11 protein-coding genes are annotated in these 14,055 nt (G+C 40.1%); 3 read left to right on the top strand and 8 right to left on the bottom strand.

All coding sequences use genetic code 11. The features are described 5' to 3' along the window. Positions 1 to 48: 48 nt before the first annotated feature. The 5 genes from ZA05_RS03750 to ZA05_RS03730 form a co-directional block, all read right to left on the bottom strand. A complete protein-coding gene (locus ZA05_RS03750) occupies positions 49 to 1,239 on the bottom strand; it encodes an acetyl-CoA C-acyltransferase (protein ID WP_053990341.1) in 1,191 nt (396 codons plus the stop codon). Positions 1,240 to 1,277: 38 nt separating this feature from the next. Further along, positions 1,278 to 1,625 (bottom strand): four helix bundle protein, encoded by a 348-nt coding sequence (locus ZA05_RS03745; RefSeq protein WP_053990340.1) that lies wholly within the window; start codon positions 1,623 to 1,625, stop codon positions 1,278 to 1,280. Positions 1,626 to 1,663: 38 nt separating this feature from the next. Continuing rightward, positions 1,664 to 4,072 carry a 3-hydroxyacyl-CoA dehydrogenase/enoyl-CoA hydratase family protein gene (locus ZA05_RS03740; RefSeq protein ID WP_053990339.1) on the bottom strand — a complete coding sequence of 803 codons (2,409 nt, stop codon included), beginning with the start codon at positions 4,070 to 4,072 and terminating at the stop codon, positions 1,664 to 1,666. A 6-nt stretch (positions 4,073 to 4,078) separates the two neighbouring features. Continuing rightward, positions 4,079 to 4,528: a MarR family winged helix-turn-helix transcriptional regulator gene (locus ZA05_RS03735; RefSeq protein WP_053990338.1), complete on the bottom strand. Its 450-nt coding sequence runs from the start codon at positions 4,526 to 4,528 to the stop codon at positions 4,079 to 4,081. A 111-nt stretch (positions 4,529 to 4,639) separates the two neighbouring features. Continuing rightward, positions 4,640 to 6,409: a long-chain fatty acid--CoA ligase gene (locus ZA05_RS03730; RefSeq protein WP_053990337.1), complete on the bottom strand. Its 1,770-nt coding sequence runs from the start codon at positions 6,407 to 6,409 to the stop codon at positions 4,640 to 4,642. Positions 6,410 to 6,583: 174 nt separating this feature from the next. Here ZA05_RS03730 and ZA05_RS18155 point away from each other — a divergent pair, with 174 nt between their 5' ends. Both ZA05_RS18155 and ZA05_RS03725 read left to right on the top strand, forming a co-directional pair. Next, entirely contained in the window at positions 6,584 to 6,721 is a 138-nt protein-coding gene (locus ZA05_RS18155; protein WP_157514498.1) for a hypothetical protein, read from the top strand. Positions 6,722 to 6,937: 216 nt separating this feature from the next. After that, positions 6,938 to 7,450, top strand: a complete 513-nt coding sequence (locus ZA05_RS03725) for a CPBP family intramembrane glutamic endopeptidase (RefSeq protein ID WP_197276042.1) — start codon at positions 6,938 to 6,940, stop codon at positions 7,448 to 7,450. A gap of 14 nt (positions 7,451 to 7,464) precedes the next feature. Here ZA05_RS03725 and cydB read toward each other — a convergent pair whose 3' ends face one another. The 3 genes from cydB to ZA05_RS03710 form a co-directional block, all read right to left on the bottom strand. Beyond that, a complete protein-coding gene (gene cydB / locus ZA05_RS03720; protein WP_053978310.1) occupies positions 7,465 to 8,502 on the bottom strand; it encodes a cytochrome d ubiquinol oxidase subunit II in 1,038 nt (345 codons plus the stop codon). Positions 8,503 to 8,514: 12 nt separating this feature from the next. Beyond that, positions 8,515 to 9,891, bottom strand: a complete 1,377-nt coding sequence (locus ZA05_RS03715; protein WP_053990335.1) for a cytochrome ubiquinol oxidase subunit I — start codon at positions 9,889 to 9,891, stop codon at positions 8,515 to 8,517. Positions 9,892 to 10,046: 155 nt separating this feature from the next. Next, positions 10,047 to 10,964 (bottom strand): mechanosensitive ion channel family protein, encoded by a 918-nt coding sequence (locus ZA05_RS03710; protein ID WP_053990334.1) that lies wholly within the window; start codon positions 10,962 to 10,964, stop codon positions 10,047 to 10,049. 293 nt (positions 10,965 to 11,257) lie between these two features. Between ZA05_RS03710 and ppdK the strand changes: the two genes are divergently transcribed. Beyond that, positions 11,258 to 13,993 carry a pyruvate, phosphate dikinase gene (gene ppdK, locus ZA05_RS03705; protein WP_053990333.1) on the top strand — a complete coding sequence of 912 codons (2,736 nt, stop codon included), beginning with the start codon at positions 11,258 to 11,260 and terminating at the stop codon, positions 13,991 to 13,993. Positions 13,994 to 14,055: the final 62 nt, after the last annotated feature.

The raw sequence follows: 14,055 nt of genomic DNA, 5'->3' as shown, positions 1-14,055 counted from the left end.
TGAGTATTGAGGCTAAGCTTCTCACTACTCACATCTCATATCTCAATTCTAATTTAAAAATTCAAAAATTCCACAGGCACCTTGCCCTGTTCCCACACACATGGTTACAGCGCCATATTTGCCTTTCATATCACGTTTGCGCATTTCGTCAAACAATTGCACCGAAAGTTTGGCTCCTGTGCATCCCAGTGGGTGTCCTAGTGCAATGGCTCCACCATTGACATTGACGATGCTTGGGTTCAATTCCAATTCGCGGATTACGGCTATGGATTGGGATGCGAATGCTTCGTTAAGCTCTATAAGGCTGAGGTCTTCTTGTTTCAGACCAGCTTGTTTCAATGCTTTTGGAATGGCTTTTACGGGGCCAATTCCCATAATGCGTGGTTCAACACCGGCAGCGGCGTAATTTACCAAACGTGCAATAGGCTCCAAGTTGAGTTCCTTTACCAAATCTTCACTCATTACCATTACAAAAGCAGCACCATCGCTCATTTGTGAAGAGTTCCCTGCTGTTACGCTACCATCGGCAGCAAATACAGGTCTTAATCTAGATAAAGCACCAAGATTGGTATCTTTTCTTGGTCCTTCATCTTTGGTAACAGTATAGGTTTTTGAGGCTTTTTTCCCATTTTCGTCGATATAAACCTGTTCTACATTAATGGGAACAATTTGATCCTGAAAGCGGTCTTCTGCCTGCGCTTTTAAGGCTTTCATGTGGGAATTAAAAGCAAATTCGTCCTGATCTGTTCTGGAGACTTTAAATTGCTTTGCAACGGCTTCAGCAGTTAATCCCATACCCCAATAATAATCTTCATGTCCAGCTTTGGCGGCAGCATAATCAGGCACCGGTTTGTAACCTCCCATAGGGATGTAACTCATACTTTCGGCTCCACCGGCTATAATACAGTCGGCCATACCTGCCTGGATTTTAGCGGTGGCAATACCAATGGTTTCTATACCAGAGGCACAATAGCGGTTAACGGTAACACCCGGTACGTCTTCAATTTTCAATCCCATGAGGGAAATCAAGCGGCCCATATTAAGACCTTGCTCGGCCTCAGGCATGGCGTTTCCAACAATGACATCGTCAATACGGGTTTTGTCAAATTCAGGGAGTTGGTCCATCATGTACTGTATGGTTTCCGCAGCCAATTCGTCCGGCCTTTTAAAACGGAACACTCCTTTAGGGGCTTTCCCTACAGCGGTTCTATATCCTTTTACTATATATGCGGTTTTCATATTTTTAGTATTGAGTATTGAGATTTTAGTATTTAGATTCAGAGCTTTTGCTGAAACGAATAATTCATTTTTTGAATTTCAATACATAACTCAATAAGGGGTTGTACGTTATTCTTGTTGAGTAAATTTAATTCTGATATTAAAAGTAATTGTGTCTGCAATTCATATGCTGAACCGTTCGCAATACTTAAGAAGTGTTTAAATTCATTGTTGGAATTTCTTCCAGCACCTTCAGCAATATTTGAAGGAATAGAAATTGCACTTCGCTTTATTTGAGATGTCAATCCAAATTTTTCGTCAGTTGGCATATCCAAGCAAAGCATGTAAGTGGCCTTGGACAATTCCATTGCTTTCTGCCAAATTTTTAATTCTTGAATGTTATGCATGTCTAACTACTTAATTCTAATATCTCAATACTGAGCAATTAATTGCGCAATGGTTTTCCTGTTTTTAGCATATGTTGAATGCGTTCTAACGTTTTACGTTCGGTACAAAGACTTAGGAAGGCTTCACGTTCTAGATCCAATAAATATTGTTCGCTAACCAATGACGCTTCTGATAAATCGCCTCCTGCCATCACATAGGCTAGTTTGGTGGCAATCTTTTTGTCGTGTTCCGAAATATAATGACCCGCCTGCATAGAGTCAATTCCTACCAAGAACATTCCCAAAGCTTGTTTTCCTAGCACCTTCACATCATTGCGTTTGATAGGTTGCGTATAACCTTGATCTGCCATAAGTCGGGCGTAGGCTTTAGCGGTGGCAATTTGTCGGTCTTTATTGACCACGACCACATCTTTACCTTTTTGTAGCACGCCAAAATCAAAGGCTTCATAGGCAGAAGTAGACACCTTGGCCATACCAATAGCCATGAAATATTCTTGTAGCACATTCAATTCCACATCATTTTTTCTGAAGGTATCCGAAGCTCTTAAAGTCATTTCCTTGGAACCACCACCACCAGGGATGACACCTACACCGAATTCTACAAGTCCCATATACGTCTCGGCAGCAGCTACCACTTTATCGGCATGAAGTGAAAGCTCACAACCACCACCTAAAGTCATACCGTGAGGGGATGAAATGGTTGGAATGGAAGAATAGCGCATACGCATCATGGTATCCTGAAAATACTTGATGGCCATGTTTAATTCGTCGTATTCCTGTTCTACTGCCATCATAAAAATCATACCGATGTTGGCACCTACAGAGAAATTGGCTCCTTGGTTACCAATTACCAAACCATCAAAATCTTTTTCAGCTAGATCAATGGCTTTGTTGAGTCCTGCTAAAACATCCCCACCAATGGTGTTCATTTTACTTTGGAATTCACAGTTCAAGATCCCGTCACCCAAATCTTCAATCACCACGCCTGAATTTTTAAAGACTTCATTGGATTTTCGGATGTTATCCAAAATGATAAAGGCATCCTGTCCCGGAACTTTAAGTTGCGTTTTGGAAGGGATATCGTAACAATAGGTGGCGCCATCTTTCACCGTGTAGAAAGAAGTACTTCCTGAGGAAAGCATGTCGCTTACCCAAGGTGCAGGCTCCAAACCTTCTTGTTGCATCAATTCAATACCCTTGGCAAGGCCTATGGCATCCCAAATTTGAAACGGACCATGTTCCCAACCAAAGCCGGCTTTCATGGCGTCATCTATTTTATAGAGTTCATTGGTGATTTCGGGGATTCTATGGGATACGTAGGCAAACATGGCCGCAAAGTTCTTTCTGTAGAATTCTCCAGCCTTATCTTTACCAGATACCAGAATAGGGAAGCGGTCGATAACTTTATCAATCGTTTTGGTAAGTTCCAAAGTGGCAAATTTTGCCGATTTTTTAGAACGGTATTCCAAGGTATCCAAGTCCAAGGAAAGGATTTCACTTGAGCCATCATCGGCTTTTACTTTTTTGTAGAACCCTTGGCCTGTTTTGCTTCCCAACCATTTGTTTTCCATCATGGTGTTGATAAAGCCTGGAAGTTTGAATAGCTCATGGGCTTCGTCATTTGGGCAATTCTCGTGAAGACCATTGGCTACATGTACTAAGGTATCCAAGCCAACCACATCTACCGTACGGAAGGTGGCCGATTTAGGTCTTCCAATAACAGGTCCGGTAAGTTTATCAACTTCTTCAATCGTTAAACCAAGTTCCTTAACTTGGTGGAACAAACTCATGATTCCAAAAATCCCGATTCGGTTACCTATAAAAGCCGGCGTATCTTTAGCAACCACCGAAGTTTTTCCTAGGTATTGTTCGCCATAACCATTTAGGAATTCCAAGACTTCAGGCGAAGTTTTTGGTCCAGGAATGATTTCGAACAATTTTAGGTAGCGCGCTGGATTGAAGAAGTGCGTTCCGCAAAAGTGTTTTTGGAAGTCTTCACTTCGGCCGTCACTCATAAAATGGATAGGAATCCCAGAGGTATTGGACGTGATTAAAGTTCCAGGTGTTCTGTACTTTTCAAGGTTTTCAAAAACCGATTTTTTAATGTCCAAACGTTCCACAACCACTTCAATAATCCAATCGACATTGGCCACTTTGGCAATGTCATCCTCAAGATTTCCAGTTTGGATGCGGTTTGCAAAACTTTGGTGATATATAGGGGATGGCTTCGATTTAAGGGCAGCCTTTAAGGCATCGTTTACCAAACGGTTACGCACGATGGCATCGTTTAGCGTCAAACCTTTGGCTTTTTCGGTGTCGTTAAGTTCTCTGGGCACGATGTCCAAAAGCAGGACTTCAACGCCAATATTGGCGAAGTGGCAAGCAATGCCGCTTCCCATAATTCCAGAGCCGATAACGGCCACTTTTTTTATGATACGTTTGCTCATTTTAAATTATGATCTTTCGTTTTGGTTAAATATTTTTTTATTGGAAATTAAGTCGTTGATCGTTTCGGCCACTTCATAAAAATTGGCCATTTTTTCTGGAGAGACATGTTTTTTTACCGCCTCATTGAAGGTGAGTACACGATCTTTGGACAGTTCTCTTTTTTCTTTCCCGAAGGGGGTAAGGTGAATCAATACCCCACGACCATCGTCGGGGTTAGGTTTTCGTTCTATGAGTCCACGAGTTTCCATGGTTTTTAAAATGCGTGACAAACTAGTGGCCTCCATACCCATTTTTGGGCCCAATGAGGTAGATGGTGTTCCCTTTTCTGGGTCTATACTTAATAGGGTAAAACCTGTGGCCATAGTTGTCTCAAATTTTGCAGCTTCATCATTATACATTTTGTTTACTGCCAACCAAGTGGTTCTCAGGACATAGTCTATGGTTTTGTCTTTCATGAATAGTGTTTCGTTCTCTCAAATATAATAATTATTTATTATGCATGCATAATAAATGAAAAAATTAACAAAAAAAAACACCTTGTGGTAAGGTGTTTTTTTTGTAAGAAATTAATTATAAATTTTATCGTATAAGTCTTGGTAAATGCCCTTGATAACGTCCCGTTTCATTTTAAGGGTAGGGGTGAGTTGTCCACCACCAATGGACCAAACATCAGGAGTGAGTTCAAAACGTTTAATTTGTTCCCATTTTCCAAATTGCTGGTTGCTTTGGTCAACCACTTTTTGAATGCGATCAATAACCTCTTGGTTGCTGCATATTTCGGCATTGGTGGTTCCTATGGATTTGTGCTTGCGTCTGGCCCATTCTTTCACAAAATCAAAATTCAACTGAATTAGAGCCGCTGGCATTTTTTCACCTTCACCAACCACCATTACTTGTTCTATGAAGCGTGATTGTTTCAATTCGTTTTCTAAAAGGGTTGGAATTACATATTTTCCTCCTGAGGTCTTGAACATTTCTTTTTTACGTCCAGTAATTTTTAGGAAGCCTTCTGCATCAATTTCACCTTTATCTCCCGTATGGAAATAGTCACCGGTCATTACAGAGGCCGTTTTTTCGGGATCTTTATAGTAACCCATCATAACATTGGGACCTTTGACAAGAATCTCTCCGTCTTCAGCAATTTTTACCTCTACATTTTCAATTGGTTTACCTACGGTGCCAATTTTAAACATATGGCCTTCGTATTTTCCAACGGCAATAACAGGAGAAGTTTCAGTAAGACCATACCCTTCCATAACCTGCAAGCCCGCTGCACAAAATATACGTGCCAATCTTGGTTGCAAAGGCGCACTACCGGATACCATGGTATCAAGTTCACCTCCCAAGGCTTCTTTCCATTTACTGAAAATAAGTTTCCGGGCAATGCCTAGCTTAAATTCGTACCAAGCACCATTTTTTTCGTAAGGCTCCCATTCTTCTCCCAGTTCAATAGCCCAATAAAAGAGCTTTTGCTTGATACCTGACAATTCTTGCCCCTTGGCATAGATTTTATCATACACTTTTTCCAGAAGTCTGGGCACTACACTCATTAAATGAGGTTTTACTTCCTTCATATTGTCGCTCATCTTTTCAATGCTTTCTGCATAATAGATGCTGGCTCCCATATATTGGTAGATGTATATCAAGACACGCTCAAAAATGTGGCAAATAGGTAAAAAGCTGAGCACTCTGGTCCCTTTACCGGATATTGGCAAACGAGGAATGGAGTCCAGTGCATTGCTCACAATATTATGGTGCGAAAGCATGACGCCTTTAGGTCTTCCTGTAGTTCCAGAAGTATAGATTATGGTTGCCAAGTCATTAGGTTGGACCGCCTTTTTTCGTTCCTCAACTTCAGCTTGGTTACTATCGTCCTCACCTAATTTCAATAACTCAGAATAGTGTTTACAGCCCTTAATTCGGTTGAAAGAGTAGACTTTTTTTACCTTGGTATTGTGCTTTATAGTATTGACCTTGTCCAAAACCTCTTCATCCGATACAAAGCAATAGATGGCTTCACTATGGTTCAATACATATTCATAATCTTCAGGGGAAATGGTAGGATATATGGGGATGTTTTGCGCTCCCACTTGGAGCACTCCAATATCCATAATATTCCATTCGGTTCTATTATTGGAGGAAATAACCGCAATCTTGTCATTTTTTTGCACTCCCAAGCGAAGTAGTGCCCTACTTATCGCATTTGCCTTATCTAAATAATCCTTAGTAGACGTGGCCTCCCATGCACCGTCATATTTGGTAATGAGGGCATCCTCGAGATTGTATTGTTCCAATTGGTAATATGGAAAATCAAAAAGTCGTGTTATTTCTGTCATTTAATGTTTAAGAAAATTGAAGTGTCGCAAAATAAAAAATAAATGCAGATTTTCAAATTGAACCTTTGGCGCTGCTTTATTTTTGAATTTTACAATAATTAAGCTATTTATTTTCAAACTTAATAAAAATCTCAACATCTTGGCTGATTCCTTAAGAATTGTTTAGTAGAAATAATGAGCAAGCCTAAGTTCAGGAGTGACGAGGAAGGCAATGTTTTTGTTAACGGAGTTACACGTTATATCATTTTTTTATGGGGAGCTACCATTTTGTTGTTAAAACTTAAGGAAGGTTTCTATATTTCGGAAGTATAAACGATTTTGAGAAATAGATTAGGCATTGTGGAAATGTTTTTGAATTGGTTGCTATTATTACTTTTGGTTGGTTTACCTATAAGGGCTGCTTTTAGGGGAGTTAAAACTGCAAGGAAAACCCCAGATAATATGTCTTGGTATTATACAAGGGAGAGCATTGGGCAAATTTGCTTTGTTCTTATGTTACTGCTACTACAGCCTCTTCTATTACAAAATTTGGATTTTGAAGCTATAGGCAAAGGAATATTGATTGATAAATCTATATTTATAAGTATGATTTCTGTATTTACTGTGCCATTTATAATTTCTTTTCTCCCATGGAATAATTCGGTTCCAAAAGATATGGTAAATGTTAAGGAGCTAATGGGAGCTCCAATTGAAAAGTTGCCCTCGAGCATTAAGGAATTATGGTTGTTCTTTGGTTTTATTGTTGTTGGAGTTGTATTTGAAGAACTGATTTGTAGACAATTTTTATTTTTTGCAATCAATAAAACCTTAGGTTTGGGAGGAGATTTATTGGTTATCGTTACAGCTATTTTATTTTCAATAGGACATTGGTATCAAGGATGGAAGGGGGTATTGGGAACTTTAGTTTTGGGATTGGTATTTGGTAAAGCACTTTTGGTTACCGAAAACATCATGGTACCAATCATTCTTCATTTTCTGAATAATTTAACAGTTGTGCATTTATCATATAAACGCATTAAAGCTATAAAACAGGCATCTTAAGGACTGGGAATTAATTAATAACTGGTCTCATCCAAGGTCACTTTCCCTCTAAATGTTCTATAGACAAATAAGGTATATCCCAACACCAAAGGAGTTCCAATGGCTACAATGGTGAGCATAATTTGCATGGATTTGGTAGAGGATGCCGCATTGTAAATATCGATATGGTATTTGTCGTCTATGGAGGACATCAACAAATTAGGATATAATTCAATGGCCACCAAAACCAAAGACAGTGCAATGGTCAACGACGAAAAAAAGAAGGCTAGTTTATATCGCTTTTTTGAGGCTAACCTAGGTAGATTGGCAATGCTTAAAAATACCATTAAAGGTACCACGAACAAACTGGGATTACTTTTAAAATCATCAGAAAGATGAGGTATGTAAATTAGGGTGTATAAAGTGGTAATGCCAAAACAGACCATAAAAAATATCATCCCTTTTTTGAGGAGTTTTGTGAGCTGCTCAAACATCTTGCCTTCCGTTTTTAATAATAGATAAATGGCTCCATGTGCCATAAACAATGACAAGGTTGTAAGTCCGGTCATGATGGCATAGGGATTCAGAAATTCCAAAAGGCCATCTCCTTGATAAAGATAATCTTCTCCTATTTGAATGCCTTGAAGAACATTGCCCAAAACCACTCCCAATAAAAAGGCCAGCATAATACTGGAAATACTATAACAGGTATCCCAAAGGGTTTTCCACCATTTCATATGTTCTTTTCCTCTAAATTCAATGGCAATAGCCCTAAAAATGATGAACACCAAAAAGAGCATAAATGGAATGTAAAGTGATGAGAAAAAGGTGGCGTACATTAAAGGGAAGCCAGCAAAAAGGGCACCACCGCCAATGACCAACCAAACCTCGTTGCCATCCCAAACAGGGCCAACAGCGTTAAGGGCCACCCTTCGGTCCAATTCTTTTTTGAAGAAGAGATGCCAAGCCCCCGCACCAAAATCGAAACCGTCCAAAATAGCATACCCAGAAAACAAGCCTCCTACAACCAAAAACCACCAAGTGGGATAATCTATGCCTAAAAATGTGTCCATATCATTAGTGATTTAACCGGTTATTGCTTGTGAAATTTCTTTGGTCAGCGGACGGTCATCGGTTTCCGATTCGTCATATGGACCATGTTTGATCTTTTTGTTCAGTAGGTAAAGGAACAGGATAAACAAGAGGGTGTATACCAATAAAAATAGAATCAAGGAAAAGAGAATTTGATTATCCGTAACCGATTGGGAGAAGGCATCGGAAGTGCGGAGCAATCCATAAACTACCCAAGGTTGCCTCCCCATTTCGGCAGCAAACCACCCTACTTGATTGGCTATTTGCGGCAGAAATACTGCAAACACAAATACCCAAAGCAACCAGCGTCGTCTAAACAATTTGCCTTTCCACCATAAAAAACAGGCATAAAGCGTCAAGGCAATAAGCGTCATACCAATGGCTACCATAATATGATAAAACTGAAATACGGCATTCACTTGGGAGGGACGCTCATCTTCAGGAAAGGCATTCAATCCCTTTACGGGGGTATTAAAATCGTAATCCAATAAAAAAGAAAGACCACCGGGAACTTTTAGACCGCTTACTTTTTGAGCTTCTTTGTCTACCCATCCAAATATGTACATATCGGCAGGGGCCGAGGCTTCAAAATGTCCTTCCAAAGCGGCCAATTTTGCAGGTTGGTTGTGTGCAACCCCTTCCGCCGAATTATGCCCTGTAAACAATTGTCCCAATGAAAATACAGTGGCAACCACTAAGGCAATTCTAAAGGCTTTTCGGGAAATGTCTACATAACGCCTTCTTATTAAGTAATAGGCATGTACACTTAGTACCAAAAAGGCACCAGCCAAAAAGGCACCCAACCATACGTGGGTTAAGCGATCCACACTAGAGGGGTTGAATACCATGGCCCAGAAATCGGTGATTTCGGCGCGGGCCTGCAAACCTTCTCCAACAATGTGATATCCTGCGGGCGTTTGTTGCCAACTATTGGCCACAACAATCCAAACGGCCGAAAACATGGAACCAAAAAATACGCCGATGGTAGCAACCAAATGCACCCAAGGCTTTACGCGGTTCCAGCCAAATAGGAGGACTCCCAAAAAACCACTTTCCAAGGCAAAGGCGAAAATCCCTTCGGCAGCCAAAGCGCTACCAAACACATCTCCAACATATCTGGAATAGACGGCCCAATTGGTGCCAAATTCAAATTCCATTACAATGCCAGTAACCACCCCAATTCCAAAGGTAAGGGCAAAAATCTTGGTCCAAAACTTTGCCAAAATATGGTATTCTGGACGTTTGGTCTTCACATAAAGACTTTCAAAAATTACTAGTAACAAGCCTAAACCAATACTGAGGGGAGGATAGATATAATGGAACGCAATGGTAAATGCAAATTGGATTCTAGCGAGTATTTCGGTATCCATATGTGTGATCCGTTTTTATGATGGTTAATCAAAAGGAGTCCAAATACAAGAGAAGATCTCTTGTTTTACAATGAGTTATAAAGTTAAGAAATTTTGGGTTAGGAAAGTGTATACATTTAGTAGTGGTCTATTCCTTTTCTGCTAAAGGAAATTAGCTATTGTTTATTGGATGTGTCAGAAATATTCACCGTTGGAATGTTTACAATTTCAAGGGTGGTGGATGCCAAAAGGACTTTGCCTTGTGTTTCTTGTATTCGCTTGTTGATTTCATTATTAAGAATATGTTTTGTGGAACGTCTCTTTTTGTAGTCCACAATATATCGTAGGTTAAACTGAACCCAATTGTCGGTTAAGGTAATGGCTAAGGTGGGATCCACCTGGGCATCCTCAATATAATATTTGTCAACCACCTGCTTCCAATTGGATTTGGAGGCTGAGACATATTCCGAGAGTAGGTCTTGTGCCACGGCAATGACTAATTGTTTGGCCAAATCTATATCGGATCCATATTTGATTGGCAGGTTGAATTCATCCCACACAAAAGGGAAATCTCTAGAATAGTTGTACACGGGGCCTTTAAAAACAAAGGCATTACTCAATTTAACAATCCGTCCGCTATAGTTATCGCTGGAGACCCATTCGCCAATTTCCATCATAGTGGTGTAAATACTGTCTATGTCGATTACATCTCCCTTGATGTCGTTTATTTCAATACGGTCTCCCGGTTTGTAAACGCGCACAAAAAAAATGTAGAAAGAGCCGGCAATACTTAAGATAAGCTCTTGAAGGGTGATGGTAATTCCTGCCGTAAGGAGTCCAATAGCCAGGCCAAAGTCTTTGATGCTGCCGGTAAAATAGGAAATCGTGATAATGCCTATAAGGAGATAGCCTATAATCTCAATTCCTTTTTGCGATTTGTACTTTACGGAATTATCAGGAAGGTTCTTCTTCAGAAAGCGGCGTGCCCAATTGATAAGCAGGAAGATAATCGTGATCCAAAGGAAAAATTTCAGAAAACTAGATAAGCTAGGATGTTCCGAAATCCAATGTTTGATGTTTTCTAAAGGTTCCATACCCTAAAAGATGTCTCAGGAGCTAGCGAGATTTTACACTATTAAATTAAGTCAAGAAAAGCAGAAATACAAAGTTTGAGGTTTTGTAAGGGCAGAATAAGAAAAAAACAACAAATTGATTTTAGCCTATGGGCGTTTCTTCTTATTGGTTTTCAGGTTCTTTTATCTTGGTTTTAGCTATATATAAGTAATAAATATCTCCAATTGTATGATATAAATCATTTATTGAGCTGCTGGTAATGAGTACTTTTATACTCACAAAGAAGTGTTAAATTTTCTTAAAGATTAATATTATGGAAATAATGGAAGCAACAAAAACTAGAGTCTACCGGTTCGGAAATAAATCGGCAGATGGCAATAGTACAATGAGAAACCTTCTGGGAGGTAAAGGTGCCAATTTAGCCGAGATGAGCGCTATTGGTATTCCGGTGCCACCAGGCTTTACAATCACCACAGAAGTTTGTACGGAGTATAATTTACTGGGTAAGGATACTGTTGTTGATATGATTAAGGAGGAGGTAGAAGCTTCTATTGCTAATATTGAATCTTTAATGGGAAGTGGCTTCGGTGACAAGGAAAACCCTTTGTTGGTGTCTGTGCGTTCTGGTGCTAGAGTGTCTATGCCAGGGATGATGGATACGGTATTAAACCTTGGGTTGAATGACGAAGTTGTATTAGGCTTAGCTAAAAAGACTAATAACGAACAGTTTGCATGGGATTCCTACCGTCGTTTTATACAAATGTATGGAGGAGTGGTTCTAGGCATGAAACCGGTATCTAAAGAAGATATCGATCCGTTTGAGGAAATCATGGAAAACCTTAAGGAAAAACGTGGTATTGAACTAGATACTGAGTTTACCGTTCAAGACCTGAAGGATTTGGTTTACGACTTTAAAGATGCCGTAAGAAAGCAAACTGGGCACAGTTTCCCAACCAATCCATGGGAACAGCTTTGGGGCGCCATTATAGCGGTGTTCAACAGTTGGAATGGAGATAGAGCCGTTTACTATAGAAATATGCACGGATATCCAGCCGATTGGGGAACTGCGGTGAATGTACAAGCCATGGTATATGGAAATATGGGTAACGACTCTGCCACAGGGGTATGTTTTACACGTGATGCTGGTACTGGTGAAAATGTGTTTAATGGAGAATATCTTATAAATGCGCAAGGAGAAGATGTAGTGGCAGGTGTTAGAACACCACAGCAAATTACGTTATTGGGCTCTCAACGTTGGGCAGAATTAGCACAGATTTCGGAAGAGGAAAGAAAAGAAAATTATCCTTCTTTAGAAGAAGTAATGCCTAGTATTTTTGCAGAACTCGATGGGTATCAGGAAACTCTTGAGAAGCATTACAGAGACATGCAGGATATGGAATTTACCATTCAGGAAGGAAAACTATGGATTTTGCAGACCAGAAACGGTAAACGTACTGGGGCCGGAATGGTGAAAATTGCCATGGATTTACTTAAAGAAGGCCTAATCGATGAAAAAGAAGCTTTACTTTATATTGAGCCTAACAAGTTAGACGAATTGCTTCACCCGGTATTCGATCCTAAAGCTTTAAAAAGTGCCCATGTGATTGCACAAGGCTTGCCAGCGTCTCCTGGAGCGGCTACAGGTAAAATAGTATTCTTTGCTGATGAAGCTGCCAAGTTCAAAAACAGTATTTTGGTGCGTATTGAAACCTCTCCAGAAGATTTGGAAGGAATGCACATTGCCAAAGGTATTTTAACGGCTCGCGGCGGGATGACTTCACACGCAGCGGTTGTGGCCCGTGGGATGGGTAAATGTTGTATCTCTGGAGCAGGCGCTTTAAAAATCAATTACAAAACAAGAACCTTAACTGTTGATGGACATGAATACCATGAAGGGGATTGGATCTCTCTAAACGGTTCAACAGGAAATATTATAGAAGGTAAAGTAGAAACTGTAGAACCAGAATTAAGCGGGGAATTTGCAGAATTGATGAGCCTTACCGATAAGTATGCCAAAATGAAAGTGCGTACCAATGCCGATACGCCAAAAGATGCTAAAATAGCGAGAGGTTTTGGGGCAGAAGGTATCGGACTTACCAGAACAGAGCATATGTTCTTTGAAGTAGACAGAATCAAGGCCATGCGTGAAATGATCTTGGCGGATACCGTAAAAGGTAGAAAACAAGCATTGCAAGAACTGTTACCGATGCAACGAGAGGACTTTGAGGGAATTTTTGAAGCCATGGAAGGCCTTCCTGTAACCATTCGTTTATTGGATCCACCATTACACGAGTTCGTGCCTCACCAATTGGCGACGCAAAAAGAATTGGCTGAAGAAATGCACATTTCTCTAACCGCGGTTAAAAACAAAGTATCTGAATTGGAAGAGTTCAACCCAATGCTTGGACATAGAGGTTGCAGATTAGGAAATACCTATCCAGAAATCACCGAAATGCAAACCCGTGCCATCATTGAAGCGGCATTGAACTTGAAGGAACGTGGCATTACTTGTCAACCTGAAATTATGGTGCCTTTAATTGGAACCGTTGAGGAGTTTGTTGCTCAGGAAAACATCATCAGAAATACGGCTGATACAATTTTTGAAGAACGCAATGATAAGGTAGACTATTTAATTGGTACCATGATAGAAGTGCCTAGAGCAGCCTTGATGGCCGATAAAATTGCCGAGCATGCCGATTTCTTCTCCTTTGGAACAAATGACCTGACCCAGATGACCTTTGGATATTCTCGTGACGATGCTGGTAAGTTCTTACCAATTTACATTGAAAAAGGAATTTTGAAAGTAGATCCTTTTGAAGTCTTGGATCAAGAAGGGGTAGGACAGCTAGTACAAATGGGAACCGAAAGAGGACGTAGTGTAAAATCACAATTAAAAGTAGGTATCTGTGGTGAGCACGGTGGAGAACCAAGTTCTGTAGAGTTCTGCTATAATACTGGAATGAACTACGTGAGTTGTTCTCCGTTTAGAGTGCCGATTGCAAGATTGGTTGCGGCCCAAGCTGCTATTAAATCATCAAGAAATGTTTAAGTAAATTGTTTACTTCATTTATATTGGTTTTAATTAAATGAAAAGCGGTCAAGGATGTATTC

This window comes from Mangrovimonas sp. TPBH4, assembly GCF_001280505.1.
Classification (GTDB): Bacteria; Bacteroidota; Bacteroidia; order Flavobacteriales; family Flavobacteriaceae; genus Mangrovimonas_A.
The sequence above is the reverse complement of the archived record's forward strand: the minus strand, read 5'-3'. Positions and strand labels throughout refer to the sequence as shown.

What these genes read in the sequence shown, in the direction of transcription:
- ZA05_RS03750 (WP_053990341.1), bottom strand. Translation starts at nt 1,239, where the DNA reads ATGAAAACCGCATATATAGTAAAAGGATATAGAACCGCTGTAGGGAAA.
- ZA05_RS03745 (WP_053990340.1), bottom strand. Translation starts at nt 1,625, where the DNA reads ATGCATAACATTCAAGAATTAAAAATTTGGCAGAAAGCAATGGAATTG.
- ZA05_RS03740 (WP_053990339.1), bottom strand. Translation starts at nt 4,072, where the DNA reads ATGAGCAAACGTATCATAAAAAAAGTGGCCGTTATCGGCTCTGGAATT.
- ZA05_RS03735 (WP_053990338.1), bottom strand. Translation starts at nt 4,528, where the DNA reads ATGAAAGACAAAACCATAGACTATGTCCTGAGAACCACTTGGTTGGCA.
- ZA05_RS03730 (WP_053990337.1), bottom strand. Translation starts at nt 6,409, where the DNA reads ATGACAGAAATAACACGACTTTTTGATTTTCCATATTACCAATTGGAA.
- ZA05_RS18155 (WP_157514498.1), top strand. Translation starts at nt 6,584, where the DNA reads ATGAGCAAGCCTAAGTTCAGGAGTGACGAGGAAGGCAATGTTTTTGTT.
- cydB (WP_053978310.1), bottom strand. Translation starts at nt 8,502, where the DNA reads ATGGACACATTTTTAGGCATAGATTATCCCACTTGGTGGTTTTTGGTT.
- ZA05_RS03715 (WP_053990335.1), bottom strand. Translation starts at nt 9,891, where the DNA reads ATGGATACCGAAATACTCGCTAGAATCCAATTTGCATTTACCATTGCG.
- ZA05_RS03710 (WP_053990334.1), bottom strand. Translation starts at nt 10,964, where the DNA reads ATGGAACCTTTAGAAAACATCAAACATTGGATTTCGGAACATCCTAGC.
- ppdK (WP_053990333.1), top strand. Translation starts at nt 11,258, where the DNA reads ATGGAAATAATGGAAGCAACAAAAACTAGAGTCTACCGGTTCGGAAAT.